This is a genomic window from Mesorhizobium kowhaii (assembly GCF_003253745.1).
Lineage (GTDB): Bacteria > Pseudomonadota > Alphaproteobacteria > Rhizobiales > Rhizobiaceae > Mesorhizobium > Mesorhizobium kowhaii.
The window spans coordinates 737,800-760,705 of the sequence record NZ_MZXV01000013.1; the positions used below are offsets into that span (position 1 = coordinate 737,800).

Sequence of the window (22,906 nt, forward strand, 5' to 3'; positions counted from 1 at the left end):
TCGAAAATTCTCAGTCCCAGGTCACAGTCTCGGCAACCGTGATGCCGCGCCGGGCCAGTTCGTCGAAGAAGCGGTCCTCGGGCACATCGAGCAGCGGGTTGAGCAGGCCGGGTTTGGTTATGTCGCCGCGCGCGAGCATCTGCGCCACGATGCTGGCGGGGTAGCCGACGCCGAGGCTCATGCCGAACAGGCCTGAGGCCAGGTCGCGCTCGATGATCAGGTCCGACGTCACCGTCTTGCGGCGGCCGCCTTCGAGGCCGGAAAAGACATTGCGCATCACGCACAGGTCCTTTTCGCCGGGGCCGTATTGCAATTGCGGCCCGAGCAGCCGGCCGAGGAATTCGCGTGGGCTGACAGCGGTGCCGGAAACCTTGTCTTCGGAGAGGAAGCCGAGCTCCTTCAGCGGCGCCCAGAAGGCCGACCATCCCGGCCAGCGCAGCGTATAGCGGCCCGAGCGGCGCAGCCCTTTTGCCGCGTCCAGCATCTCGACATAGTGCAGCGCATCGCCATTGGGGAAGGCTTCAAGCCGGCCCAAGCCCGCAACCTCGATCTCATGGATGAAAGGGTTGTCGTGCTGCTCGCCGGCCGGCACCGCGACGCGTTCGCCGTCCTCGATCATCACGCTGTCGCGGTTCTGGCTGACCAGAACCATGTCGAAGTTCCAACTCACCTTGTAGCAGAGGGGCTTGGCCATCGCCTTCGGTTCGGGGATGCCGCCGCAATAGGAATCGATCGCGGCGATGGTATCGAACTGCCTTGCGGCGCGCGCGTAAAGCACAAGGTCGATGCCGGGATCGAGCCCGCATTCGGTCATGATCGAGACGCCGGCCTGTTCGGCGGCCGGCGCTAGGTCGGCGATGGCCTTGCCGTAATTGGTGGTGACCAGCGGCGTGCGTGTTGCGATCGCGGCCTGGACTGCCTCGCGCATCAGCGGCTGCGGCAACAGGTCGATGACGGCGTCGACATCCGCCAGCACGCCGGCCAGGGCGGGGCCGATCGCGCCTTGCGGTACCACGAAGCGCACGCGGGCAAGGTCGGTCAGGCCGTCAAGCCGAGCCGCACCATCCGCTGCCGTGTCGACGCAAACCACGTCCTCGACACCGCTGGCGACGAGATCGGCGATCGCCGCCCGGCCTTGCAGGCCGAGGCCGCCGAGAACCGCGATCTTCATGCCGGCTCCTTGCGGACGCTGTCGTCCGACCAGCAGCCTTCCGGCAGGCTGACCCATTTGTTGCAGGACGCCATGACGACGAAGGTCTCGCTGCGCACGACTTCGCCCGGCTCGCCGGCACCCGGGATCAGCTCGCTGGTGACGCGGTAGAGATCGGCGACGTCACCGGCCACCGTCACGTCGACGATGATGTCGAAGCGCCCGGTGACGACCGAAGCCGAGTTGACGAAGGGCAGTTCGGAAATGCGCTGGGCCAGTTCGCGGGCTCGGCCGCGCCCCTGGGCGTTGATGCCGACTATGGCCGAAATCAGCTCGGGGCGCTCGGTCAGGTTCAAAAGCCCGACGATCTTGAGCAGGTTGCGGTCGAGCAGGTTGCGCAGGCGCGTGCGCACCGTCGGCACCGAAATCGCCAATATCTCGGCGAGGCGGTTGATGCCTGGCTGCGCGTCCTGCGACAGCTGTTTGACCAGCCGCCGATCGGTCAGATCGAGATGTTCCCGCAAAAGCCATGTCTTTCACAAAAAGAAAAAATATCGGCAAATTTTTTGCCAATGTGCAAACAAGCTACGTCATGAATTTTTGAAAAGCAAGGCAATGATTCCGCGCTGATGGGTATATACGTCAGTGCCGGCCGGCGCGCCGTTGCGGCCGCTGGCGTGACTTCAGACCAGTGCGGCGGCCAGCAATTTCGCTTGTGGCGTCAACTCGTCGAAGCGGCGGGCGCAGAGATTGAGTTGGCGCGTCGCCCAGTCGTCGGTCAGCCGCAGGCTGCGCAGCGTGCGTGCCGACCCGCGCGCCGCACTTTCCGGCACGATGCCGATGCCCGCGCCTTGCGCGACGAGCCGGCAGACATTGTCGAGGCCAGGCACGCGGATGCGGATATGCAGATGGCCGCCAAGGCGGGCGGCCTGGCGCGTGATGTGCTCCTGCAGCGCATGACCGGTGCTGAGCCCGACGAAGGATTCACCGAGAATGTCGGCGAGGCTGGTGGTACGGCCTTCGAGGCCGGGCCGGTTCCGCGCGGCGATCACCACCAGGCGGTCGATGAAGAACGGTTTCTGATCGAGATGCGAAAGCCCAGCCCAGGTCGCGGCGATGCCGAGATCGGCAGCACCGCTGGCCACCGCCTCGGCGATCTCGTGGCTGGGGCGCTCGTCGAGATCGATGTCGATCTGCGGATGCGCGACCAGGAAAGCCGGCAGGATGCCGCGCAGGAGTTCGCCGGTGGCGGCGGTGTTGGCAAGCAGCCGGACGCGGGCGCGCAGGCCGGTGGCGTAGGCGCCGAGGTCACCGGCCATCGCCTCGATCTGGTTCTGCACCGCTCGGGCATGATGCAGCAGCGCCTGTCCGGCCGCCGTCGGCACCACGCCACGGCGGCGGCGCTCCAGCAGCGGCGCGCCGAGGCGGTCCTCCATGCCCTTGATGCGGGCGCTGGCCGAGGCCAGGGCCAGGCCGGCGAGTTCGGCGCCATGGGTGATGCTGCCGCGCTCGGCCACCAGCAGGAACAGCCGGAGGTCAATCAGATCGAAGCGCATTCTTTTGCTCCTGCAAACGGTTCGGCAGCCAGACAAAGCCGGGCGGCTTCCAGCTCCAGCCTTCGGCCAGGACGAAGGCTGACAGCGCAACTTCCACATTGTGGCCGGCCTGCATCTGCGTCAAACAGTTTCGGGTGGAGATGTGAGATGAGCGAACGAACATCGGGCCGGCCTGGCATTCTTGAAAGCACGGCGATCGTGCTGGCCATCGCCGTGGCTTGCCTTACGACGGTGCGGGCGGAGCCCGGCCTGCGGGGATGCACCCCGGTCAGCCGCGATGGCGCGCCGGCAAGGACCGCACCCGATACCGCCAGCCCGGATACCGACGCGACGGACATGCTGCTGCATGATTGATCCGGCCGCTGCCCTGAAAGTGTCACCGTGCTGAGCGCCGGCGTCATCGCCTGGATCGGCGTGGTCTTTCTCGCCGCCGGCCTGGTCAAAGGCGTCGTCGGTATGGGGCTGCCGACCGTGGCGATGGGGCTGCTGGCGGTGACGATGCCACAGGCGCAGGCCGCGGCCTTGCTGCTGATCCCGTCGCTGGTCACCAATCTCTGGCAGTTGTTGACCGGTCCGTCCTTCGGCGGCCTGTGCAAACGGCTATGGACGATGATGGCGGGCGTCGTGCTTGGCACCGTCGCCGGCGCCGGCCTGTTGACCGGCACGCACACGGCGCTGGCGTCGGCGGGGCTGGGCGCGGCCCTGGTGCTTTATGCCATAGTCGGCCTCGCCAGGGCCGGCTTCACCACGCCGGCGCGCCACGAGGCGTGGGCGTCGCCGCTCGTCGGTGTGGCGACCGGGTTGGTCACCGGCGCCACCGGCGTCTTCGTCATCCCGGCGGTGCCCTATCTGCAATCGTTGCGGCTGGGCAAGGAGGACCTGATCCAGGCGCTCGGCCTGTCCTTCACCGTGTCGACCGCAGCCCTTGCCATCGGCCTGTTCCTGACCGGCGCCTTCGCCTCGCCAACCGCGCAGTTGGCGGGATCGGTCGCGGCCCTAGTGCCGGCGCTGGCCGGCATGTTCGCCGGCCAAATGCTGCGCCAGCGGATGAGCGTCGAGACCTTCCGCACGGTGTTCTTCATCGGGCTGCTGGCGCTGGGGATCTATCTCGCGGGCGAGGCCGCGATCTAGCGAACCACCAGAACCGGGATCTCGGTCTAGGACAGCACCTCGGCGGTCTGGCTGCCCAACAGCAGCCTGCCCAGTCCCCGGCGGCCATGCGAGGCCATCACAATCAGGTCGCAGCCTTCGGCCTGCGACAGTTCCAGGATCGCTTCGGAGGGCTTTTTGTCCTCGATATGCACCACCACAGCGCGCACGTTGCCGATCAGGGCCAGGCGACCACACACTTTCGTGTCAGCCGGATTCCCCTTCGGCAGATCGTCATCTAAGGTGCCGGCAACTTTGAGGGGCACCCGTATGAGCAGCACGTTTCCGCAGATCCATCTGGTCCGGCATGGCGAGACGGCGTGGAGCCTTTCGGGGCAGCACACCGGCCGCACCGACATGCCGCTGACGCCGGCCGGCGAGGCCGCCGCGCGCGGCGTGGCGGACCGCCTGAGGGGCCTGTCGTTCTCGGCCGTATGGTCGAGCCCGTCGCAGCGTGCCTACAACACCAGCGTGCTGGCCGGCTTTGGTGCCGAGAGCGTCAAGAAGGACGATTTGCAGGAGTGGGACTACGGCGCCTATGAGGGTCTGACGACGAAACAGATCCTGGCCGAGCGGCCGGGCTGGAACGTGTTTCGCGATGGTTGCCCGAAGGGCGAGATGGCGGCCGATGTCGGCGCACGGGCCGATACAATCATCGCCGCGCTGCGCAAGGCCAATGCCAGCATACTGGTGTTTTCCAGCGCGCATTTCCTGCGCGTGCTGGCGGCCCGCTGGATCGGCCTGCCGCCGGAAGGCGGCGCGCTGTTTGTGCTGGACACCGCAAGCATCAGCGTGCTCGGCTACGAGCACGATCTGACCGAGCCGGTCATCCACAAATGGAACCAGAAGTAGGGGGCGCAGGCGCCAACTGCCAAAGCTGTCCCGCGACCAAATGGTTCGACGTGGCCAAATGCATGTCGCTCAAAAGTGGCCCCGGTTTTGAGACAACGACATGCATACAAACAAAGACTTAAAGCGCGGCGCATGAATCCGTTTCGACGCGACGCGCTTTAGAAAAGTGCGCGGTGTCGGCTTGCACTTTGATCGACATCGATCCGTTGTCGCATCTCCGATCTCCTATATGCTTAGTGCACGGCATAGGATCGGCCATGGCCTTCACTGTCATATGGTATGGGAAAACAGGCATTGTGGCAAAGACGCCATTCGATGCCGAGAAGGCTGCGAGGGATCACGCCATGGCGACTTTCCCCGCTCGAAAGCTGGAGGACGGCATTGTAGCGGTGGAAGTTCGCAAAGACGACGGCACGGTCGTTTTCAGCAAGGCAGGGTGACAAATAACTGCCAATTGGACCTAAGGGCCAAAACGCCCGCCGACGTGATCGGCAATGCCATTGAAGTGATCGTGAAGGCCAGTGTCTCAGTTTGAAATTCGCCCCGATCGCATTGCTTAGGAGTGGCAATGAAGCTTGAGAGCACCCTTACTTGCCCTGAGTGCGGACATCAGTCTGTGGAAACGATGCCGACCGACGCCTGCGTTCACTTCTACGAATGCAAAAACTGCGGCGTGCTCTTGAAGCCCTTAGCGGGTGATTGCTGCGTTTTCTGCTCATATGCCGATCTGCCATGCCCGCCGCTTCAGGAAATAGCCGTGACCGCCGTTGCTAACGGCCAGAAGCCTCCGCCGGCGTAGTTGGCAATGCCGTGCGCGTCATGCGCATGATGGAGCGTTGAATTCCAAACTGACCCACTCCCGCAAGGCGCCTCGTTTGCCAAAGGCGCGACAGCTGGGGCGACCTGCGGCAGGGTCGCCATCGGCAGCTATTTGTCGAATTTCTTGATCGCCTCGGCGGTCACGGGCGTGAAGAAGTTCACCAGATTGCCATCCGGGTCGCGGAACAGCAGCGAGCGGTTGCCCCAAGGCATGGTGGTCGGCTTCTGCACGGTTGCGTCCTTGATGGTGTCGGACAGCCTGGCGAATTCCGCATCGACGTCGCCGACGCGGAATTCGATGATGGCGGTGTGGCTGTCGGCGGGGCGGGTGACGTCGTCACCGAACAGCTGCAAGGTGCGCGTGCTGCCGATCGCCAGCGTGCAGGCCGGTGTCGCCAGTTCGGCGAAGTCTTCCGTGTACATCGTCACGGGCATGTCGGTGATCTCGCCGTAGAAGCGCACGAGGCGCTGGACGTCTGACGTGATGATGCGGACGGAGACGAAATTCATTGTTTTGTTCCCTGATTGCTGAGCCGCCGCCGGGCTCCCGTGATCGCCTTATAGGCCAGGGCTCCTGACAGCTTACCGTCAGGAGTGGGGCCAGACAGGCGGCAGGCCGAAGGGAGCAAAAAGGTCGGGGCCGAGTGGGCCGACATAGACCGTCAGCGAGGCGATCCCGCCGTCGGCCGGCTCGATGACATGCAGCGACTGGGCGCGCCATTCGGGATCCTGATGGCGGCGGGCGTAGATCGCGACCGCGGGCTGGCCGTTGGCGCGGGTGGCGACCGCGTGGTAACCGGCGAAATTGCCCCAGACAGTCTTGAAGAAACCGCGGATCGCCTCGCGTCCCTGATACCAGTCCCGCCATGGCGGCATGTGGTAGGTGGCGTCCTCGCGCAGCAATTCGATGAAGCCGTCGAGATTGGCGGCCTGCCAGGCCTGCATGTAGCGTTCGAGCAGCAGGCCTTCCTCGCTGTTGGGGTGCGAGCGCTGCAGCGGACGCCCGTGCGGATAGCGCGCCCCAAGCGTTGCGCGGGCGCGCTGCAGGGCGCTGTTGATCGAGGCGGTGGAGCCGCCCAGCAATTGCGCTGTCTCGAGCGCCGACCAGCCCAGCACGTCGCACAGCAAAAGGGCGGCGCGCTGCCTGGGCGGCAAAGACTGGATCGCGGCGACGAAGGCGAGCCGCACGGCCTCGCTTGTCTCGTAGCGCGCTTCCGGGCCAGGCTCGCCGTCGACGAGGTCCGGCAGCTCGGTGTCCGGGTAGGGCTCCAGCCATGCGAGCTCGGCGGCGGGTCCGGCGGCGGCGCGTCCTTCGGTCGGCGGCCGTCCGGGCGGCTCGACAATGCGCTGCGCTGATGACCGCGCCTTGATGGCGTTGAGGCAGCTGTTGGTGGCGATTGTGTAGAGCCAGCCGCGCAGCGAGCCGCGCCCATCGAATTGCGACCGGCCGCGCCATGCCTTCAGGAACGTGTCCTGGACGAGGTCGTCGGCCTCGTGCAGCGAACCCATCATCCGGTAGCAGTGCAGCTTGAGCGCGCGGCTGTGGGCCATTGTCAGGCGCTCGAAGGCCAGCCGATCGAGGATCGGCTGGCCTTGCTCGCCCATTGGCTCAAGCGGGCCGGGAGCGTCTGTCATATCGAGCCTGTGGTGCTGATTTCGACTGGCATCCTGCGCGCCTCATGCCGCCGCCGCAAGTCCGCTGCCGCTGACGGTGAAGGAGACGCCTTGCAGCTTGCCGCCGGCGAGCGTCACCACGGCAAGTCCGACATCGGCCGGCGTCTGCATGTCGGTCATGCTGGCGAGGAAATCGGCCGGGCTGATGCCGAGATAGGCCGAGACGCCGTCGATACCGCGCTGGCCGACGCCGGTGCCCGGCATGATCCGCATCGGCACCAGCGCCATGAAGCGCAGGCCAAGGCCGAGCCGGTCTGCTTCCTTCTGGCAATGGGCAGCAAGGAACATCTGCATGCGCTTGGCGCCGGAATAGCCGCCGGAGTTCGGCGGGCCGCCGCTGAGTGCTGCGCCGCTGGAGATCAGCACCACCCGGCTGCCCGGCTTCAGCCGGCCCTGAAGTGCGGCCTTGCAAAACAGGAACGACGCCTTGACGTCCATGTCCCAGTTCGCGGAGAAGTCCTCCCAGCTTTGGTCCTGCACGGGTGCTGACGGGGCAAGGGCGCCGGCACAGATCACCAGCACGTCCGGCTGAAGTGTTGCGAACACCGTATCGGGCGCCGCCTCTTGCGTGGCGTCGGCCGCCAGCGTCTTGACGCCTGACGTCTCCCAGGAAAGCTCTTTCAAATCGGCTGCCCCGCGGGCAACGGCGAGCACCGTCGCGCCTTCGCTCAACACGGTTTCGACGATCGCGCGGCCGACACCCCGGCTGCCTCCGACGACGACGACATTCTGACCTTGTAACGATCCCATGGATCACCTCGCTTGTCCGGCGTCTGGACCATTCCACCGCCTGTAGATCAGGACAGCGCGGGTGAGCGGAAATCATCGGTGGGTGGTAAAGATTTTTCCGAGGTGTCGCGGTTGAAGAAGCCAGCACCCGCCGTCGAGTGCCACAGAGCGCAGCCTTTGAGTTGTTCACTCACCCCGCCAGCAGCGCCAACTCCTCCGGCGTCAGGTGCCGCGCCGTGCCCTTGGCGAGGTCGCCGAGCGGCAGGCGGCCAATGGCGATGCGGATCAGGCGCAGCACTTCGATGTCATGGGCGGCGAGCAGGCGGCGGATGTGGCGGTTGCGGCCCTCGTCGAGCACGATCTCCAGCCAGGCGGTGCGGCCGCCGCTGCGCAAAAGCTCGATCGCATTTGTGGTCAGGGTCTCGCCATCGATGGTCACGCCGGCGCGCAATCTCTCCAGCATCGCCGCGTCCGGCACCGTGCCGATCTGCACGTGATAGGTCTTGGGCAGGTGCGAGGCCGGGTCCATCAGCCGGTTGGCAAACTGGGTGTCGTTGGTCATCAACAGCAGGCCTTCGCTCGCCTTGTCGAGCCGGCCGACCGGCGAGACGAAGGGCAGGTCGAGCCCGCCGAGGCAGGCATAGACGGTGTCGCGCTGTTGCGGGTCGTCGCGGGTGGTGACCAGCCCGCGCGGCTTGTTGAGGATGAGATAGACCTTGCGCTCAGCAACCACCGGCCGGTCGTCGACGACGATGCGGTCGCGGTTGAGGTCGACGCGAAGGGCCGCATTGCGCACCACCTTGCCGCCGACGCGCACGCGCCCTTCCGCGATCAGCAGCTCGGTCTGGGTGCGCGAGCACAGGCCAAGCTTCGACAGGGCGCGGTTGAGGCTGACGCCCAGTTGCTTGCCAGTGTGCGGTTTGCCGGCGGGTGGCCTGCTGTTGGGCGGTGGTGGTCGTGCTGCCATGCTGCTGCGGATCGGTCCGTTGTGTCAGACAGATGCCACGGGCGATGACGGCTTCGCAAGCCGGATGCGGCGAGGGGGCGGTGGGGTGCTACTCCCACCCCTCGAAAAACGCCGTCAGCACGGGCGCGTGCGCGGCGGGTTTCAGCATGTGGTTCTGGCCGGCCAGCGTCCGATAGCGGGCATTGGGCAGCGCCTCGGCCAGCGCTTTGTTGCCATGCTGCATCCAGAGCGGGCTCTTGCCGCCATCGGTCACCAGCGTCGGCACGCGCACCGAGGCCCAGCGGGCGGGGTCGAGCGTCTTGCCGAGCTGATCCCCGGCAACGATGGCGCCGTCATAGGGCAGAGTGTGCGCCACCGCCTTGAGTTTGCGCCAGATCGGCGTCAGCCGCATGAAGGCAATCAGCAGGCCGGGCATGCCGACCGATCTGAGGAAGGCGGTCACGGCGTCGCCGCGCCGGCCTTCGGCGATCGCGGCCCGGATCGTTGCCCAGTCGCCTTGCGTGGTCTCGCGGCTGTCGTCGACGATCAGCGGCGCCTCGTAGAGCGCCAGCTTGCTGATGCCGGGCAGGCGGGTTGCCGCCGTCAGCGCCAGCATGGCGCCCGACGACATGCCCCAGACGAAAGCCTCGCCGCCGGCTGCCTGGAGCACGGCCTCGATGTCGTCGACCTCGCGCTCGGCCGCGTAGGGCGCGGTGTCGCCGCTGTCGCCGCGGCCACGACGGTCGTAGCGGAACACGGTGAAGTTGCCTTCGAGCGCCTTGGCCAGCGGACCGCTCGGGCCCATGGTGCGGGAACAGAGCGCGCCGTCGACGAGGATGAGCGGATGGCCCTGGCCACGGCGCTCGCAGGCGATCGGCGTTCCATCCCGCGACAGGACGGCTTGCGTGGTCGGCCGGGCGTCTTCAGCCAGCATGGTTGCCTCCTATCAACTGCTCCAGCCGGTCGAAGCTTTGCGTCCAGCCGCCTCGCATGCCGAGCGCCAGCAGGCGCTCGCGGTCGGCGACGCTGGCCAGCGTCACCTCGAAATGGACATGGGTGCGTTGCGCCTCCGGCGTGAAGGTCACCGTATGGCGGCTTTGCCCCGGCGGCTTGCCGGCCCATTCGCGCAATTCGGGATCCGGCTCGTCGGAATAAATCAGTCGGCTATTCACCACGACTTCGAGATAGCTGCCCTGGTTACGGTAGAGCGCGCCGCTCGAGGTGCGCATGTCGATGCGCCAGCGGCCGCCGACGCGTACGTCAAGCACACAATGCGGAATTGTGCAGTCCTTGATGCCCCACCATTGCGCCACCAGCGCCGGATCGGTCCACAGCCGGAAGACACGCTCGACCGGGGCGTCGAAAACACGCTGGATGGCAAAGCTGCGGTCGGCGGCCGAGGCCTGGGGCGCGCTCATTCCGGTTTGTCCGCGCCGCGCCGCAGCAAGTCCTCCATGCGGTCAAAGCGGCCTTCCCAAAGCTTGCGATAGCCGTCCAGCCAGCGGTCGATGTCGCGCAGCGGCTTGAGCTCGATGCGGCTCAGATGCTTCTGCGCCGCACGGCTGCGGGTGACCAGGCCGGCCTGCTCCAGCACGCCGACATGCTTGGAGATTGCCCGCACGGTCAGCGCGAAAGGTTGCGCCAGTTCGGCGACCGAGGCTTCGCCGTCGAGCAGCCGGGCAAGGATGGCGCGGCGCGTCGGATCGGCGAGGGCGGCGAATGTGTCGTCGAGGGAGATTTGATTTGCCATTGTGGAACCATTTAGTTCTGGAACTATTTGGTTCTATAAAAGACGCCACTTACCGCGTCAACCGGGAAAAGCGTGAAACGGGGTGTTCGTCATGATCGCGCAAAGCTCACACATTGAAGGCGGCCCGCGAAGGGCAATGCGGCCCCCCGCGCCAAAAATCCGACAATTCCGATAATTTGCCGAACAGTCCCGGTCTATCGATTGTTGCGCAAAGTGTTGACCCTGGGTTAGCATCCCCGCGCTGACGTCGATGGGAGGCACTTTTCAACAGCGGCGACCAGCTGGAGCGGCACGCGTTTTCGGGCGCACGGAGGATGCTCCAACACTTTGAACTGGCGCATGATCCTTCCCAAGACCGATCCCGGCCTTGGGGATGATGCGTCTCTGTGGAGGAGGATCCTATGAACAGACGTGAATTCCTGCTGTCGTCCGCGGCCTTTGGCGCCATGATGCTTGCCGCACCCTCGGTGTTTGCCGAGGACAAACTGACCATCCTCGGCTCGGTGCCCAATCTCGGCTTTCCGTTCTTCGTGCACATGCTGAACGAGATCAAGGCCGAGGCCGCCGCCCAAGGCGTCAACCTGACCGAGAGCGACGGCCAGAACTCGGCCACCAAGCAGACCGCCGACATCGAGGCGGCGCTGGTGCAGAAGGTCAACGCCATCGTTATCTCGCCGCTCGACGTCAACGCGCTGGCGCCGGCCATCGAGGAAGCGGTCAAGGCCGGCGTTCCCGTGGTGACGATCGACCGCCGTGTCGACGGTGTCGAGGGCATTCTGGCCCATGTCGGCGCCGACAATGTCAAGGGCGGCGAGGCGGAAGCCAATGCCATGGTGGCGGCGTTCCCCAATGGCGCCAAGATCTTCCATCTGCAGGGCCAGCCCGGCGCCGGGCCGGCGATCGATCGTAACAAGGGCGTCCACAATGTGCTCGATCCCTTGAAGGACAAGTACCAGATCGTCTTCGAGCAGACAGCCAACTTCGCCCGCGCCGAGGCGCTGTCGGTGACAGAGGCCGGCCTTGCCGCCAACGGTAAGCCGGACGCCATCGTCTGCGCCAATGACGACATGGCGCTCGGCGCCATGGAGGCCTGTGCCGCCCGCAACTTCACCGACGTCAAGATCTACGGCTTCGACGCGCTACCGGAAGCGCTGGTCGCGGTGCGTGACGGCAAGCTCGCCGGCACCGTCGAGCAATTCCCCGGCGAGCAGTCGCGCACAGCGGTGCGCATCGCGGTTGCGTATGCCAAGGACAAGAGTGAGCCGAAGGAGAAGCTGGTGCTTTTGACGCCCATCGTCATCGGCAAGGACAATCTCGACAAGGCCGAGCGGATTGGCGAGACGAAGTAGTCTGCAGGTTGCGCATAGATCGCCGAAGCTGGCGCCGCCCCTCATCCGCCTGCCGGCACCCTCTCCCCGTCTCTATACGGGGAGAGGGTAAGCGTGAGGGGCGGCGCTGACGTTCCATGCCCCAGGAGCAACCCTTGTCATCAACTGACGCCGCATCGCCCGTCCTGCTTGCCGTCGAAGGCGTTACCAAGCATTTCTCCGGCGTGACCGCACTGAGCGATGTCTCGCTCGACATCCGGCCCGGCGAAATCCTTGGCCTTTTGGGCGAAAACGGCGCCGGCAAATCGACGTTGCTCAAGATCCTGTCCGGCGTCATGCCGCCCTCCAGCGGCCACATCACTTTCGACGGCGCCGACTATCATCCATCCAGCCCGCAGGATGCCAAGCGGCTTGGCATCGTCACCATCTATCAGGAGCTGAGCCTGATCCCGACGCTGACGGTGGCCGAGAACATTTTTATCGGCCGCGCGCCGATCGGCCCGCTCGGGCTGGTCAGCTGGCGGCGTATGGAGGAAGATTCCCGCGCGATCATCGCTCGCGTCGGTCTCTCCATCGACCCGATGACGCCGGTCTCGGCATTATCGGTGGCCGAACAGCAGCTGGTCGAGATTGCTCGCGCCTTGTCGCTGAAAAGCCGGCTGATCATCATGGACGAGCCGACTTCGGCGCTGACCGAAACCGAGGTGCAGCGGCTGCTGTCGATCATGGACCGGTTGCGCAGGGATAAGGTCGCTATCATGTTCGTTACCCACCGGCTGGAGGAGGCGTCGGCCATCTGCGACCGCATGACAGTGCTGCGCGACGGCAGGCTGGCCGGGCATCTCGACCGCCAGGGCGGGCCGATCGCGCTGCCGAAGATCATCGAGAAGATGGTCGGCCGCGCCGCGTCCGAACTCTATGCACGGCCGGCGCAGCGCGCGGTGGCCGGCGACGTCGTGCTGTCGGTGCGCGGCCTGCGTACCGTGCGCGACCCCGAGGCACCGCATGCCATCGTGCTCGATGGCGTCGACATCGACCTCAAGGCCGGCGAGATCCTCGGCGTCGCCGGCCTGGTCGGCTCGGGCCGCACGGAATTGGCACGCGCCATCTTCGGCGCCGACCGCATCGCCGCGGGCACCATCACGCTCGACGGCCAACCAATCGCGCCGGCGTCACCGGCGGACGCCATCGCGCTCGGCATCGGCCTGGTGCCGGAGGACCGCAAACACCAGGCGATCTTTGCCGCACTCGGCATCCTGCCGAATTTCTCCGTCGCGTCGCTCGGCACGTTCAGCAACGGCTTCGGCTTCATGGCCGAGCGGCGCGAACGCGACGCGCTCGCCGGTTTTCGCAAGATGCTGTCGATCCGCATGGCCTCGGTCGAACAGGCGATCGAGGGCCTGTCGGGCGGTAACCAGCAGAAGGTGATCCTGGCGCGCTGGCTGGCGCGCGATCCAAAGGTGCTGATCGTCGACGAGCCGACGCGCGGCGTCGATGTCGGCGCCAAGACCGAGGTGCACCAGATCCTGGTGCAACTGGCGGCGCGCGGCATCGCGGTGATGATGATTTCGTCCGAACTGCCCGAGGTGCTGGCCGTGTCGGACCGCATTGTCACCATGCGCCGGGGACGCATCACCGGCGAGATGCCGGGCATCGAGGCAAACGAGGAAAAACTGATGGAACTGATGGCACTCGACAAGCGGGACACGAGGGGGCCAGACGCGAAAGAGCAGGCACGATGAGCGTGGCGGGAGAACAGAACCAGCGTGGCGGCATCAACATAACGCGGCTCTTGATGAGCTTTGGGCCGCTGCTGTTCCTGGCCGCGCTGGTCGTCGTCTTCACCGTGCTGAAGACGAGCTTCATCGACCCGATCAACCTGTTCAACATCACGCGGCAGATCTCGATCACCGGGCTGATCGCGCTCGGCATGACCTTCGTCATCCTCACCGCCGGCATCGACCTGTCGGTCGGCTCGCTGCTTGCCTTCTGCGGCATGGTCGCCGCCGTGGTCGCCAAGGGCGGCACCGCCAACACGCTGTCGCTGTCGACTTCCGGCACGCAGGGCTATGGCTGGTTCGCCGCGCTGCTGGCCGCCGTCGTGGTGGGGGCGGCCGCCGGCGGCGTGCAGGGCCTTGCCATCACCCGGCTGAAAGTGCCGCCCTTCGTCGTCACGCTGGGCGGGCTGACGGTGTTTCGAGGGCTGACGCTGACCATTTCCAATGGCGGCCCGATCTCCGGCTTCGACGCCTCGATGCGCTGGTTCGGCACCGGCCTGATCGGTCCGGTGCCAGTGCCGGCGCTCATCTTCGCGGCGGCCGCGTTCCTGTGCCACATCGTGCTGCGCTACACGCGCTACGGCCGCGCCGTCTATGCCGTTGGCGGCAACGCCGAGGCGGCACGGCTATCCGGGCTGCGCGTCGACCGCATCCTGGTCTCGGTCTATGTCATCGTCGGCTTCTTCGCCGGGCTCGCCGCCTTCGTGCTGTCGGCGCGGCTGAACTCGTCGGAGGCGGTCGCTGGCATCGGCTACGAGCTGACGGTGATCTCGGCCGTCGTCATCGGCGGCACCTCGCTGTTCGGCGGCATCGGTTCGGTCGGCGGCACGGTGGTCGGCGCGGCGTTAATCGGCGTGCTGCAGAACGGGCTGCAGTTCAACAACGTCTCGTCCTACACGCAAAGCATCGTCATCGGCCTGATCCTGATCCTGGCGGTGGCGTTTGACCGGTGGCTGAAGTCGCGGGTGAGACGGTGAGGGACGGGACGCGCGGCGCGGGTTTGCGTTCCTTCGCGCCCCCCTCTGTCCTGCCGGGGCGCCTCGCCCTGCCGTTGCAGGCTAGAAAGAAAGATTGGCGATTGGAGCCCCAAGCATCATGCCAGCAGAATTGGCAAGCCGGAATTGGTCTGGCGCGCCTCAGGCCGCTTCCAGCGCCCAGAGCCGGTGGCTGTAACGGCGGAAGTAGCGCGCCACCAGTCGCTGCTGTCTGGCCCTGATAAGATCGGGCAGGCGGCGCTCCTGGCGCCAGCGCGGCATGTTGCGCCAGAAGGCGATGAAGCGGGCGGCGTCCTCGATGGCTTCCTGCGCAGACAGCGCCGGGCCGATCGCCGCCAGGAACAGCGCCTCTGAATGTCTCAACTCGTCGATGACCGCCTTGCGCCTGACATGATCCTGGCGGGCGCGCTCGATGCCGTTGCGGCGGATTGCCTCGAAGGCTTCGAGCAGAGCAGGGCTGTCGCCGGTGTAACCGCAGGCGCGGGCGAAATCGGCGGCAAGAGTGTCCATCGTCGCTCCCGGATACGATGTGGCGGGCGGTTTGCGCCTCCGACTCACATTTGTGAGTTGATATAAGCATAACTCAAATAATTGTAGAAGAAAAACTTTTGGGAATCTTTGAAATGCGCGACTCGACTCGCGGCTCAAAACACAGGAATATGTGAACAAATCAGGAACAAAGGCGAGGAGGGGCGATGGCATTGCCAGGCAAGGAACCAGTGATCGCGCATGTCGCTTCGATATCGGTCGAGTGCGCCGATTGCGGCCGCAACAGGTGGTGGCGGCCCGATCAGCTGAAGCGGTTCGGGGTGACAGGAAACACGCCGCTAGCCGCCCTTTCAGGACGCATCGTCTGCTCCGCCTGCCGCGCCGACGGGCTGCCGGGCGTGGCCATTTCGATCCAGGCGGCGTTCATCGACGAGCGCCAGCGTGTGCGCAGCGAAGCGCAGATGCTGAGCGACCGCGAGGCGCCGCTGGAGGGATCGAGGCGGGCGTGAGAAGAGGGGGGCGGCGCTGGTTTTCCCTTCTCCCGCAGGGGGGAGAAGGGAAAGGCGCCCGCTAATACCCCAGCAATTCCTTGAGCGGGATGACGCGCCAGACGTGTTTTATGGCGTAGCGGTTGAACGTCAGCGTCTTCAGCGGATTGTACTGCTCGACCACCAGCTCGGCGGCGGTGCGCTTGACCAGCTTCTTGATGAAGGCCTTGCCGTTGCGCTCGTTTTCTTCCGGAAAGGTCTCGATCACGACATGGTCGCCGGGCACGGCCTCTCGGCCGCCGCAATAGATCATGTCGCCCGGTTCGTAGCGCGGCACCATGGAATCGCTAAGCACGTGCAGCGCGAACACCTTGGGGAGGTTGCGGATGCCGGGTGGGCGCTGGACATAGCCGGCTGGCTCACCGTTTAAGGTGAAGTCGCCGTCATCGCCGCCGACTGCGGCGCCCAGCACCGGGATATCCATCGGCCCGGCTGGCGGTGGGCCGGCATCGGTGACGATCTCGACGTCGGCGACCGGGCCGGCATCGTCGAGGAAGACGACCTCGCCCTTGCCCAGCGCCACCGGGTCGACGCGCAGGAAGGCGGCGGTCTTCAGCAAGTTCTCGGTCTTGGGCAGATTGCGGCCGGTTTCCCAATTGCCGACGGCGGCGACATCGGTGTCGTTGTGCTCGGCAATGTGGCGCATGACGAGGCCGCGCTGCTTGCGCGCCTTGCGGATCGCCGCCCCGACCTTGATCGACAGTTCCGTTTTTGCCATGGCGCCCATGTGAGCGATGAAAGCGGCTCTCGTCTATGAAAGAATGGCTTGCATTTGTTTTTGAGTTATGCTTATATATGGCCATGCAAAACCTGTCCAGATTCGATGGCATCGTGGCGCCGGCCTCACGCGAGGCACATAAGGCGGTCATCGCCGCCAGCCTTCCGTCCCGGCCGTCCTCCTCCCCGGCCGGGGCGAAGCCCGAGGCTCCTTGCTTGATTGCATCGGCCTCGGGTCCGGTCCGCCTGTCACCGGCGACCGGAACGGCCGGAGCCGCCGCTCCCAGCGGCTCCGGCCCCCAATTCGATCGAGATGGCGCCGGTTCCGCTGGCCGCTCATGCATCCGCACTGAGGACGGCACCGTCATCCTGTTCGACCCGCTGACGGGCAGGGCGGTTTCCGCCCCTGACAGAAAAACGGCAGAGGCGCGGCTTTCGCGTCTCGCTGAACCGGCCGGGCAGCAAGTTCGGTCCGGCTGAGCCGGCGCCAGCCGGCCTCGAACAAGACAACCCCGACTGCGGCCCAGGCAACCGGGCCGACCCCTGATGCTTGCCTGACGGCGCGCGGCCGAAGGCAGAACTTTGGATGGAGCTGGAGATGGCAAGCTATGCCGACGCGGAACTGCAAGAGATCGCCGGCTGGCTGAAGGACGGGCTTTCCGCCTCGAAGATCGCGGCGGCGTTCAGCGCACTGCGCGGCAGTCCGGTGTCGCGCAACGCCATCATCGGCATCGTGCATCGCAACGCCATGCTGGGTGCGATCGGCTTTGCCCATGGCAAGGGGCTGGCTGCCGGAGCCAAGCGGGCTGCGGGCAAGCGCAGCAAACAGGCGAGCGGAACGCCGGCACAGGGCAGGGCCATCGCCACCGCAGTTGCCGGCACGATCGACGTCGCATTCGCCACCGGCGGCGCCAGCGTGCGCGAGCCGGCCCGACTGAGGCGCGAACCGCCATCGGCCTGGCTGCCGCCGCGCCTGTTCGTGCGCGAAGTGGGCGTGTTGATCGCCGATGGCGAAGCTTATCGCTTCAAGGCGCCGGTGCCGCTTCGTGCGGCCCTTGGCCGCCAGCCACATGGCGTGGCGATGCGCTTCATCGACTGCCTGTTCGGCCGCTGCCGCGCGCCGCTGGACCTGACGCTGGAAGAGGACCCTGAGAACGACGCACCGGGCGGCCGGCCGGGCGCCGACATGCTGTGCTGCGGCATGCGCACCAAGGCGCTGAAAAGCTATTGCACCTACCACCAAGCGCGCTTCCGCCGCCGGGTTTTTGAGGCGACGCCGGGGTGAGCATCCCTTCTCCCCGTTCACGGGGGTGAGACATGATCCGCGCAGCGGACGAAAAGCCAATTGCTTGGCTTTTCGAACGGCGAACGCCCGAAGCGACAGCGAAGGGCACCCTGCCGGCAGGCGGATGAGGGGCAGCGCCCAATACGCAAGAAAGTGGATGAGCGGCCACGAGGATTTTGAGATGACGCTGAATCGAAACGAAAGCGCAGCAACCCTATTTCGGCATTTGCCGGCCCTGCTTGGGCATGCGGCTTTGCACGGTCTTGGGCTCGAGCGTCATGGCCGGTCCGCTTTCGGCCTCCAGGATGTCGGTCACCCTGGCAAAGCCGGTGAACACTTTCATGGCGTCGGATTCGGAGATCTGCGCGGCAATCGCCGCACTGCAGGCGTTGAGGGCGCTGCGATAGACATGGCCGCGCCGCTCGAGCGGCCACCGCTGCAGGAAGTCGGCGGCGTCGCTGACGCAGTCGATCTCTTCGATCTGGCCGTCCATCCGCACCTTGAGCGGCACTCCGGTCTTCATCGTACCCATTGCGCTCACCTTCACTCTGCGCGGGGCTGGAAACCCCGCTTCGATCAACGCGCCATGCTGCCGGGCGGTTGCATCACATTTTCGGCTCGGCCCGGCCCACGAACCTTACGGGCGGGCCACGGCGTCCAGCCAATCATGCGCGCGGCTTTTCGTCCTGGCCACCAATATGTTCTGTTGGCTGGCCGCCCTGGTGAGGGCGTCGAAGGCGATGCGCTGGCTGCAGGTGCCGTCCACGGCCAGGGCGACGAGCCGGGCCGCCTCGACATAGCCAGGTGCTGTCTTGTCGGGCCATTGCTGCCCAAGCGCGTTGGCGGCCTCGGCCACCGAGCTGACCAGTATGGTTCTGTTGTCGCAAAAGCGCAGGGTAGCCGGCATGAAGGCGGGCATCGTCGTGTCTCCCGTGGACGCCGCATAACGTCGCGAGATCGCGCTGGTTCCATCGCCGATCGTGAAGGCCTCGACCTCGAAAGCTTGGGTTCCTCGCCCCACACAGTGGGGAGAGAGGTGGCTCGGCGTAGCCGAGACGGAGAGGGGGCAACCGTCACGAAGCCAGAGCCGGCTGAGGATGGGCACGAGACCACGATCCGCCGCGCTGCCCCCTCTCTGTCTCGGGCCTCGCCCGAGCCACCTCTCCCCCGTTCCACGGGGGCGAGGAACCCAGGTTCTGCAAGGTCCACCCAAACATCCAAAACCCAGGAGCCCCCCATGCCTAGGAAACCCAGACCCGCCAAACCGCAGGCGCCAAAACTGCCGAAGGGCGAGGCCGAGCAGGTGCGCATCCGCCGCGAGATCGGCCATGATTTCGCGCTGAAGGACGACGAATTCGGCCGCAAGCGGCTGGCGGCGGGCACCTCCGAGGCAGGCCGCGTCTACGAGGTGTCGAATGACGGCTACACCGCCACCGGCGGCATCGTGCGGGTGCGCACTATCGACCCGCTTCTGGGCATCACCTCGCTGTCGCGCCAGCAGCGCGAGGCAGGCCTGCGCTACCGCGAGGATTTCCGCTGCAGCCAGCAGGCAAGCGTCAAGCCGATGCGCTGGGCCGAGCGCGTCGACGGCGGCCGGCACGGCGGCGGCATTGCCGACAGCGTGCTCGACGCCGGCCGCGCGCATGCCGCCGCCACCAGGGCGCTATGCCACTGGGAAGTGGCCGCCGTGGCGCAGAAAGTCTGCTGCGCCGGCGGCTCGATCAAGAGCCTGGCCGAGCAGACCGGCGAGGGCAGGGATGTGGTGACGAAGCTGCTGAAGGTCGGGCTGGATTTGCTGGCGGTCCACTATGGGATGATGATGGGGCGGCGGTGAGCCTTGAACAAGCAAACCGCCTAGCCTAAAACCTATTCAATACCGGCAAAGAAATTCAAAGCTTTTATGGCGCAATTCTGGTGGGTCAATCACAATCAAACCGCTCGCCAGGAGATTGAGGGGCAATACCTCTGGTCGCCAAAAACTGAGAAAAATGGGGCACGCAGCGAGTTCTACAACAACATGCGTCGGGCGACACCCGGTGACCTTGTTTTGTCTTTCTTCGATCAAGCCGTGCGGTACGTTGGACGAGTAACGGAGTTCGCATTCACAGCACCAAAACCAACCGAGTTTAAAAACACCGGAGCTTATTGGAATCAGGAAGGTTGGCTCCTTCCAGTTTACTGGACGCCGCTTGCACCGACAGTGCGTCCGAAGGCCATGATTGGCGAATTGGGTCCGCTTCTTCCGACCCGATATTCGCCGATCCACCCAATCTCTGGATCGGGCAATCAAAAAGCCTATCTCGCCAGCGTGTCGCAAGATGTGTTCTACGCCATCGTAGCTGGCGCAGCTTTCAACGGTGAAGCTTTGGTGCGTGGTGGCGCCAACAGCCTCACTTTCGAGGTCGTCAACGAAATTTTGGAGAACGCCGTCGAGCGACGCATCCGAGAAGATATTCAGCTCGAAGACACAGTAAGAGACAGCGTCATTCAGGCCCGTCGCGGCCAGGGGAAATTTCGTTCCAATGTCGAAGCGGTGGAGCGCTCATGCCGTCTAACTGGCGTCACTAATCCCTCGCTTCTGATCGCGAGCCATATCAAACCTTGGCGGCTATGTACGTCTGCGCGGGAGCGCCTTGATGGTATGAATGGTCTGCTTCTCACGCCAGACGCCGATCATTTGTTTGACCGGGGATTTATTAGTTTTGGAGGTGAGGGCGAGGTTCTTGTCTCCTCGCGTGTCGACAAAACAGATCTGCAACGTCTCGGATTCGAGCAATTGGCAATGCAGCGCTTTGGCTTTGCTGAAGCCCCCGCGGTCTGGCGCACAGGAGCGTTCAACCCGCCGCAACAAGGTTACCTTGCCCAACATCGAGCGGATGTGTTTGTAGCTTAAGGCTGAGGCGAGAAGGATTGAGGTCTCCCCCAACAGTCATCGTTCTCTTCAATCGCGGCAGTTCCACCCATCTGCCGATCGCCTCCTTCAAGAAGGCCTGCTTGGTCAAGGGGGCTTGGACTTCGTCGCCGAGCAAGTTCTGGGCCGGATACCTTCCGCAGCAGGCGATCCGTATTCTGCAATTTCAACACGTCTCGTCGCACAGCAAAACGATATACTCGAAGGCCGCGTTTGCCCCCGGCGATGGATGCGGTCGAGGCTTGAAGATAGTGCCAGCTTCGCCCCTACCTTCCCAATCTCCCCATCTCCCTCACCAAAAACTCCACGAACAGCCTCGCCCGCACCGGCAATTGCCTTCCAAAAGCATGCACGATGTGGACCGGCATGGTTGGCATCGGCACATCAGGCAAGACGCGCACGAGGCGGCCGGTGTCGAGGTCGTCTTGCACGGCGACTTGCATGAGGTGGGCGATGCCGGCGCCGGCCAAGGCGGCATTGCGGATGGCGCCGCCGTCGTCGGTGTCGAAACGGCCGTCGGGCACGATCTCGGTGCCGTTAGTGAAGGCGATGGGTTGCGGGCGGCCCGCCGAGACATAGCGGATGAAATCATGGCGCCGCAAATCCTCGATCGAGGCAGGAAAGCCTCGACGCTGGAGATAGGCGGGGGCGGCCACCAGCACGATCGGCAGGCTGGCGATGCGCCGCGCAGTGAGCCCGGCGTCGGCCAGCGCGCCCATGCGCACCGCCACGTCGTAGTTCTCGCGGATCAGGTCGGCGTGGCGGTCGGTGACGCTGAGTTCCAGCTTCACTTCCGGCTGTTCGGCCAGGAACGCTTGAGCCCACGAGGCGATCAGGCCACGGCCGAGCTCGACCGGGGCGGTGACGCGCAGCAGGCCGCGCGCCGTGCCGGTGCTCTGCACGATGTCCTGCGCATCGTCGAGTGCCCGCAGCAGCGGCGCCACGCGCTCGTAATAGGCGATGCCTTCGCTGGTCAGCCCCAGCCGGCGCGTCGAGCGCTGGATGAGTTTTGCGCCGAGCCGCCGTTCCAACTTCGCGACGCTTTTCGACACGGCGGACGGGCTGGAGCCGATCAGCCGGCTGGCGGCCTGGAAGGAACCGGCATCCACCGTGCGCACGAAGGCGACGAGGCCGGCGGTCTTTTCGAGGATGGTGGTCATGGCGGCATCATCACATGTCGACGAGAGATCTATTCCAGAATTCCAAGCATGAAAGAATGGCCTTCTGTTAGCCTAATACGCTTTTTCGGCGCGCTTAAATACCGCTCATCGTCAGGATCACAAGGAGAGAATGGATGAGCAGTCTGAACGGCAAGGTCGCCATCGTCACCGGCGCGTCGAAGGGCATAGGAGCAGCCATCGCCAAGGGGCTGGCGGCGGCGGGCGCCGCTGTGGTGGTCAACTATGCCTCATCGCGGGAAAGGGCCGCGCGCGTCGTCGCTGCTATCGAGGATGCCGGCGGCCGGGCGGTGGCGGTGAAGGGCGATGTCGCGCTGGCGGCAGATGTGCGCGGCCTGTTTGAAGCGGCAAAGTCCTCGTTCGGCGGCGTCGACATCCTGGTCAACAATGCCGGCGTGTTCCAGTTCGAGCCGCTGGAGGTGGTGACCGAGGCCGAGTTCCACCGCGAATTCGACACCAATGTGCTGGGCATAATGCTGACCACCCAGGAAGCGGTGAAGCATTTCGGGCCGGCCGGTGGCAGCATCATCAACATCAGCTCGGTCGCCAGCCTTAATCCGCAGCCCAACTCGCTGGTCTATGCCGCCACCAAGGCGGCAGTGGATTCGATCACGCTGTCGATGGCGCGTGAGCTTGGCAGCCGCCACATCCGCGTCAACGCCATCGCGCCTGGCGGCGTCGACACCGAAGGGCTGCAGCGGGTCGGCATCGTTGGCAGCGAGCACGAAAAGGCGCTGGTGGCGATCACCCCGCTCGGCCGCTTCGGCCAGCCCGACGACATTGCGAAGGTGGCGGTGTTTCTGGCGTCCGACGAGGCGGGCTGGGTGACTGGAGAGCGGATCACGGCGTCGGGCGGGTGGCGGTAGGGGGTGAGAAGCGGTTCGCGCAGCGAACGAAAAGCCAATTGCTTGGCTTTTCGAGCTTCGAACGGTGAAGACCCGGTCCGCCTTCGGGCGGATCAAAAGGTCCAGTGGACCTTTTGAAGGGGATGAACGCCCGAAGGGCTGGGAGCCTGCGAAGGGCTAGGTGGCGCACGATCCACCTGCCGGGTC

The 22,906-nt window shown here is 65.3% G+C and carries 29 protein-coding genes and 1 pseudogene; 14 read left to right on the top strand and 16 right to left on the bottom strand.

Features of this window, described 5'->3' with window-relative positions:
* Positions 1 to 10: 10 nt before the first annotated feature.
* The 3 genes from B5V02_RS06035 to B5V02_RS06045 all read right to left on the bottom strand — a co-directional run bounded on the left by B5V02_RS06035 (position 11) and on the right by B5V02_RS06045 (position 2,706).
* Positions 11 to 1,171, bottom strand: coding sequence for a saccharopine dehydrogenase family protein (locus B5V02_RS06035; protein ID WP_111543262.1), 1,161 nt, complete (start codon positions 1,169 to 1,171; stop codon positions 11 to 13).
* Positions 1,168 to 1,674, bottom strand: coding sequence for an Lrp/AsnC family transcriptional regulator (locus B5V02_RS06040; RefSeq protein ID WP_111543263.1), 507 nt, complete (start codon positions 1,672 to 1,674; stop codon positions 1,168 to 1,170). The genes B5V02_RS06035 and B5V02_RS06040 overlap by 4 nt, the downstream gene beginning before the upstream one ends.
* Before the next feature lie 159 nt (positions 1,675 to 1,833).
* Complete coding sequence (locus B5V02_RS06045; protein ID WP_111543264.1) at positions 1,834 to 2,706, bottom strand: LysR substrate-binding domain-containing protein; 873 nt, start codon at positions 2,704 to 2,706, stop codon at positions 1,834 to 1,836.
* Between the two features lie 147 nt (positions 2,707 to 2,853).
* Between B5V02_RS06045 and B5V02_RS06050 the strand changes: the two genes are divergently transcribed.
* On the top strand, positions 2,854 to 3,060 hold the full coding sequence (locus tag B5V02_RS06050; RefSeq protein ID WP_111543265.1) for a hypothetical protein: 207 nt from the start codon (positions 2,854 to 2,856) through the stop codon (positions 3,058 to 3,060).
* A gap of 27 nt (positions 3,061 to 3,087) precedes the next feature.
* Positions 3,088 to 3,837: a sulfite exporter TauE/SafE family protein gene (locus tag B5V02_RS06055; RefSeq protein ID WP_111543266.1), complete on the top strand. Its 750-nt coding sequence runs from the start codon at positions 3,088 to 3,090 to the stop codon at positions 3,835 to 3,837.
* A gap of 26 nt (positions 3,838 to 3,863) precedes the next feature.
* Here B5V02_RS06055 and B5V02_RS42195 read toward each other — a convergent pair whose 3' ends face one another.
* Positions 3,864 to 4,214, bottom strand: a complete 351-nt coding sequence (locus B5V02_RS42195) for a universal stress protein (RefSeq protein ID WP_281004905.1) — start codon at positions 4,212 to 4,214, stop codon at positions 3,864 to 3,866.
* On the opposite strand from B5V02_RS42195, the gene B5V02_RS06065 reads away from it, so the two are divergent.
* From B5V02_RS06065 to B5V02_RS41440, 3 genes are all read left to right on the top strand, one after another.
* On the top strand, positions 4,126 to 4,707 hold the full coding sequence (locus B5V02_RS06065) for a histidine phosphatase family protein (RefSeq protein ID WP_111543267.1): 582 nt from the start codon (positions 4,126 to 4,128) through the stop codon (positions 4,705 to 4,707). The genes B5V02_RS42195 and B5V02_RS06065 overlap by 89 nt on opposite strands.
* A 257-nt stretch (positions 4,708 to 4,964) precedes the next feature.
* Positions 4,965 to 5,147, top strand: coding sequence for a hypothetical protein (locus B5V02_RS06070; protein ID WP_111543268.1), 183 nt, complete (start codon positions 4,965 to 4,967; stop codon positions 5,145 to 5,147).
* A gap of 128 nt (positions 5,148 to 5,275) precedes the next feature.
* The gene (locus B5V02_RS41440; RefSeq protein WP_111543269.1) at positions 5,276 to 5,506 is read left to right on the top strand and encodes a GDCCVxC domain-containing (seleno)protein; all 231 of its coding nucleotides are present in this window, start codon (positions 5,276 to 5,278) and stop codon (positions 5,504 to 5,506) included.
* Between the two features lie 128 nt (positions 5,507 to 5,634).
* Here B5V02_RS41440 and B5V02_RS06080 read toward each other — a convergent pair whose 3' ends face one another.
* From B5V02_RS06080 to B5V02_RS06110, 7 genes are all read right to left on the bottom strand, one after another.
* A complete protein-coding gene (locus B5V02_RS06080) occupies positions 5,635 to 6,036 on the bottom strand; it encodes a VOC family protein (protein WP_111543270.1) in 402 nt (133 codons plus the stop codon).
* 78 nt (positions 6,037 to 6,114) lie between these two features.
* Positions 6,115 to 7,161 carry an RNA polymerase subunit sigma-70 gene (locus B5V02_RS06085; RefSeq protein ID WP_111543271.1) on the bottom strand — a complete coding sequence of 349 codons (1,047 nt, stop codon included), beginning with the start codon at positions 7,159 to 7,161 and terminating at the stop codon, positions 6,115 to 6,117.
* A 42-nt stretch (positions 7,162 to 7,203) separates the two neighbouring features.
* Complete coding sequence (locus B5V02_RS06090) at positions 7,204 to 7,950, bottom strand: SDR family NAD(P)-dependent oxidoreductase (protein ID WP_111543272.1); 747 nt, start codon at positions 7,948 to 7,950, stop codon at positions 7,204 to 7,206.
* A gap of 169 nt (positions 7,951 to 8,119) precedes the next feature.
* Positions 8,120 to 8,896 carry a pseudouridine synthase gene (locus B5V02_RS06095; RefSeq protein ID WP_111543273.1) on the bottom strand — a complete coding sequence of 259 codons (777 nt, stop codon included), beginning with the start codon at positions 8,894 to 8,896 and terminating at the stop codon, positions 8,120 to 8,122.
* Positions 8,897 to 8,984: 88 nt separating this feature from the next.
* Positions 8,985 to 9,809 carry an alpha/beta fold hydrolase gene (locus B5V02_RS06100; protein WP_111543274.1) on the bottom strand — a complete coding sequence of 275 codons (825 nt, stop codon included), beginning with the start codon at positions 9,807 to 9,809 and terminating at the stop codon, positions 8,985 to 8,987.
* Positions 9,799 to 10,293: an SRPBCC family protein gene (locus B5V02_RS06105; RefSeq protein WP_111543275.1), complete on the bottom strand. Its 495-nt coding sequence runs from the start codon at positions 10,291 to 10,293 to the stop codon at positions 9,799 to 9,801. The genes B5V02_RS06100 and B5V02_RS06105 overlap by 11 nt, the downstream gene beginning before the upstream one ends.
* Positions 10,290 to 10,625, bottom strand: a complete 336-nt coding sequence (locus B5V02_RS06110) for an ArsR/SmtB family transcription factor (RefSeq protein ID WP_111543276.1) — start codon at positions 10,623 to 10,625, stop codon at positions 10,290 to 10,292. The genes B5V02_RS06105 and B5V02_RS06110 overlap by 4 nt, the downstream gene beginning before the upstream one ends.
* A 401-nt stretch (positions 10,626 to 11,026) precedes the next feature.
* Here B5V02_RS06110 and B5V02_RS06115 point away from each other — a divergent pair, with 401 nt between their 5' ends.
* The 4 genes and pseudogenes from B5V02_RS06115 (at position 11,027) to B5V02_RS06125 (ending at position 14,708) form a co-directional block, all read left to right on the top strand.
* Positions 11,027 to 11,974 carry a substrate-binding domain-containing protein gene (locus B5V02_RS06115; protein WP_111543277.1) on the top strand — a complete coding sequence of 316 codons (948 nt, stop codon included), beginning with the start codon at positions 11,027 to 11,029 and terminating at the stop codon, positions 11,972 to 11,974.
* A gap of 224 nt (positions 11,975 to 12,198) precedes the next feature.
* A pseudogene (locus B5V02_RS42615) lies at positions 12,199 to 12,627 on the top strand (ATP-binding cassette domain-containing protein); the annotation flags it as partial.
* On the top strand, positions 12,601 to 13,695 hold the full coding sequence (locus B5V02_RS06120) for a sugar ABC transporter ATP-binding protein (RefSeq protein WP_425374384.1): 1,095 nt from the start codon (positions 12,601 to 12,603) through the stop codon (positions 13,693 to 13,695). The pseudogene B5V02_RS42615 and the gene B5V02_RS06120, both read left to right, overlap by 27 nt.
* Positions 13,692 to 14,708 carry an ABC transporter permease gene (locus B5V02_RS06125; protein WP_111543279.1) on the top strand — a complete coding sequence of 339 codons (1,017 nt, stop codon included), beginning with the start codon at positions 13,692 to 13,694 and terminating at the stop codon, positions 14,706 to 14,708. Before B5V02_RS06120 ends, B5V02_RS06125 begins: the two co-directional genes overlap by 4 nt.
* 159 nt (positions 14,709 to 14,867) lie before the next feature.
* Here the strand turns inward: B5V02_RS06125 and B5V02_RS06130 are convergent, their stop codons facing one another.
* On the bottom strand, positions 14,868 to 15,236 hold the full coding sequence (locus tag B5V02_RS06130) for a hypothetical protein (RefSeq protein WP_111543280.1): 369 nt from the start codon (positions 15,234 to 15,236) through the stop codon (positions 14,868 to 14,870).
* Between the two features lie 185 nt (positions 15,237 to 15,421).
* Here B5V02_RS06130 and B5V02_RS06135 point away from each other — a divergent pair, with 185 nt between their 5' ends.
* Positions 15,422 to 15,724 (top strand): hypothetical protein, encoded by a 303-nt coding sequence (locus B5V02_RS06135; protein ID WP_111543281.1) that lies wholly within the window; start codon positions 15,422 to 15,424, stop codon positions 15,722 to 15,724.
* Positions 15,725 to 15,785: 61 nt separating this feature from the next.
* Here the strand turns inward: B5V02_RS06135 and B5V02_RS06140 are convergent, their stop codons facing one another.
* Positions 15,786 to 16,490: an XRE family transcriptional regulator gene (locus B5V02_RS06140; RefSeq protein WP_111543282.1), complete on the bottom strand. Its 705-nt coding sequence runs from the start codon at positions 16,488 to 16,490 to the stop codon at positions 15,786 to 15,788.
* 588 nt (positions 16,491 to 17,078) lie between these two features.
* Here B5V02_RS06140 and B5V02_RS06150 point away from each other — a divergent pair.
* Complete coding sequence (locus B5V02_RS06150; protein ID WP_111543773.1) at positions 17,079 to 17,765, top strand: GcrA cell cycle regulator; 687 nt, start codon at positions 17,079 to 17,081, stop codon at positions 17,763 to 17,765.
* 214 nt (positions 17,766 to 17,979) lie between these two features.
* On the opposite strand, the gene B5V02_RS06155 is transcribed toward B5V02_RS06150, so the two are convergent.
* Together B5V02_RS06155 and B5V02_RS06160 are read right to left on the bottom strand one after the other, a co-directional pair.
* On the bottom strand, positions 17,980 to 18,297 hold the full coding sequence (locus B5V02_RS06155; protein WP_111543283.1) for a DUF982 domain-containing protein: 318 nt from the start codon (positions 18,295 to 18,297) through the stop codon (positions 17,980 to 17,982).
* A 105-nt stretch (positions 18,298 to 18,402) separates the two neighbouring features.
* On the bottom strand, positions 18,403 to 18,684 hold the full coding sequence (locus B5V02_RS06160; protein WP_111543774.1) for a DUF982 domain-containing protein: 282 nt from the start codon (positions 18,682 to 18,684) through the stop codon (positions 18,403 to 18,405).
* Between the two features lie 318 nt (positions 18,685 to 19,002).
* Between B5V02_RS06160 and B5V02_RS06165 the strand changes: the two genes are divergently transcribed.
* Entirely contained in the window at positions 19,003 to 19,599 is a 597-nt protein-coding gene (locus B5V02_RS06165; protein WP_111543284.1) for a DUF6456 domain-containing protein, read from the top strand.
* Between the two features lie 66 nt (positions 19,600 to 19,665).
* The gene (locus tag B5V02_RS06170) at positions 19,666 to 20,658 is read left to right on the top strand and encodes an HNH endonuclease (protein ID WP_111543285.1); all 993 of its coding nucleotides are present in this window, start codon (positions 19,666 to 19,668) and stop codon (positions 20,656 to 20,658) included.
* 284 nt (positions 20,659 to 20,942) lie between these two features.
* On the opposite strand, the gene B5V02_RS06175 is transcribed toward B5V02_RS06170, so the two are convergent.
* Positions 20,943 to 21,836, bottom strand: coding sequence for a LysR family transcriptional regulator (locus tag B5V02_RS06175; RefSeq protein ID WP_111543286.1), 894 nt, complete (start codon positions 21,834 to 21,836; stop codon positions 20,943 to 20,945).
* Positions 21,837 to 21,970: 134 nt separating this feature from the next.
* On the opposite strand from B5V02_RS06175, the gene B5V02_RS06180 reads away from it, so the two are divergent.
* Positions 21,971 to 22,720, top strand: a complete 750-nt coding sequence (locus tag B5V02_RS06180; RefSeq protein WP_111543287.1) for an SDR family NAD(P)-dependent oxidoreductase — start codon at positions 21,971 to 21,973, stop codon at positions 22,718 to 22,720.
* Positions 22,721 to 22,906 lie beyond the last annotated feature (186 nt).

Coding starts and splice junctions, on each gene's coding strand:
- B5V02_RS06035 (WP_111543262.1), bottom strand. CDS start 1,171: ATGAAGATCGCGGTTCTCGGCGGCCTCGGCCTGCAAGGCCGGGCGGCG.
- B5V02_RS06045 (WP_111543264.1), bottom strand. CDS start 2,706: ATGCGCTTCGATCTGATTGACCTCCGGCTGTTCCTGCTGGTGGCCGAG.
- B5V02_RS06050 (WP_111543265.1), top strand. CDS start 2,854: ATGAGCGAACGAACATCGGGCCGGCCTGGCATTCTTGAAAGCACGGCG.
- B5V02_RS06065 (WP_111543267.1), top strand. CDS start 4,126: ATGAGCAGCACGTTTCCGCAGATCCATCTGGTCCGGCATGGCGAGACG.
- B5V02_RS42195 (WP_281004905.1), bottom strand. CDS start 4,214: ATGTCGGTGCGGCCGGTGTGCTGCCCCGAAAGGCTCCACGCCGTCTCG.
- B5V02_RS06070 (WP_111543268.1), top strand. CDS start 4,965: ATGGCCTTCACTGTCATATGGTATGGGAAAACAGGCATTGTGGCAAAG.
- B5V02_RS41440 (WP_111543269.1), top strand. CDS start 5,276: ATGAAGCTTGAGAGCACCCTTACTTGCCCTGAGTGCGGACATCAGTCT.
- B5V02_RS06080 (WP_111543270.1), bottom strand. CDS start 6,036: ATGAATTTCGTCTCCGTCCGCATCATCACGTCAGACGTCCAGCGCCTC.
- B5V02_RS06085 (WP_111543271.1), bottom strand. CDS start 7,161: ATGACAGACGCTCCCGGCCCGCTTGAGCCAATGGGCGAGCAAGGCCAG.
- B5V02_RS06090 (WP_111543272.1), bottom strand. CDS start 7,950: ATGGGATCGTTACAAGGTCAGAATGTCGTCGTCGTCGGAGGCAGCCGG.
- B5V02_RS06095 (WP_111543273.1), bottom strand. CDS start 8,896: ATGGCAGCACGACCACCACCGCCCAACAGCAGGCCACCCGCCGGCAAA.
- B5V02_RS06100 (WP_111543274.1), bottom strand. CDS start 9,809: ATGCTGGCTGAAGACGCCCGGCCGACCACGCAAGCCGTCCTGTCGCGG.
- B5V02_RS06105 (WP_111543275.1), bottom strand. CDS start 10,293: ATGAGCGCGCCCCAGGCCTCGGCCGCCGACCGCAGCTTTGCCATCCAG.
- B5V02_RS06110 (WP_111543276.1), bottom strand. CDS start 10,625: ATGGCAAATCAAATCTCCCTCGACGACACATTCGCCGCCCTCGCCGAT.
- B5V02_RS06115 (WP_111543277.1), top strand. CDS start 11,027: ATGAACAGACGTGAATTCCTGCTGTCGTCCGCGGCCTTTGGCGCCATG.
- B5V02_RS06125 (WP_111543279.1), top strand. CDS start 13,692: ATGAGCGTGGCGGGAGAACAGAACCAGCGTGGCGGCATCAACATAACG.
- B5V02_RS06130 (WP_111543280.1), bottom strand. CDS start 15,236: ATGGACACTCTTGCCGCCGATTTCGCCCGCGCCTGCGGTTACACCGGC.
- B5V02_RS06135 (WP_111543281.1), top strand. CDS start 15,422: ATGGCATTGCCAGGCAAGGAACCAGTGATCGCGCATGTCGCTTCGATA.
- B5V02_RS06140 (WP_111543282.1), bottom strand. CDS start 16,490: ATGGGCGCCATGGCAAAAACGGAACTGTCGATCAAGGTCGGGGCGGCG.
- B5V02_RS06150 (WP_111543773.1), top strand. CDS start 17,079: ATGGCAAGCTATGCCGACGCGGAACTGCAAGAGATCGCCGGCTGGCTG.
- B5V02_RS06155 (WP_111543283.1), bottom strand. CDS start 18,297: ATGGGTACGATGAAGACCGGAGTGCCGCTCAAGGTGCGGATGGACGGC.
- B5V02_RS06160 (WP_111543774.1), bottom strand. CDS start 18,684: ATGCCCGCCTTCATGCCGGCTACCCTGCGCTTTTGCGACAACAGAACC.
- B5V02_RS06165 (WP_111543284.1), top strand. CDS start 19,003: ATGCCTAGGAAACCCAGACCCGCCAAACCGCAGGCGCCAAAACTGCCG.
- B5V02_RS06170 (WP_111543285.1), top strand. CDS start 19,666: ATGGCGCAATTCTGGTGGGTCAATCACAATCAAACCGCTCGCCAGGAG.
- B5V02_RS06175 (WP_111543286.1), bottom strand. CDS start 21,836: ATGACCACCATCCTCGAAAAGACCGCCGGCCTCGTCGCCTTCGTGCGC.
- B5V02_RS06180 (WP_111543287.1), top strand. CDS start 21,971: ATGAGCAGTCTGAACGGCAAGGTCGCCATCGTCACCGGCGCGTCGAAG.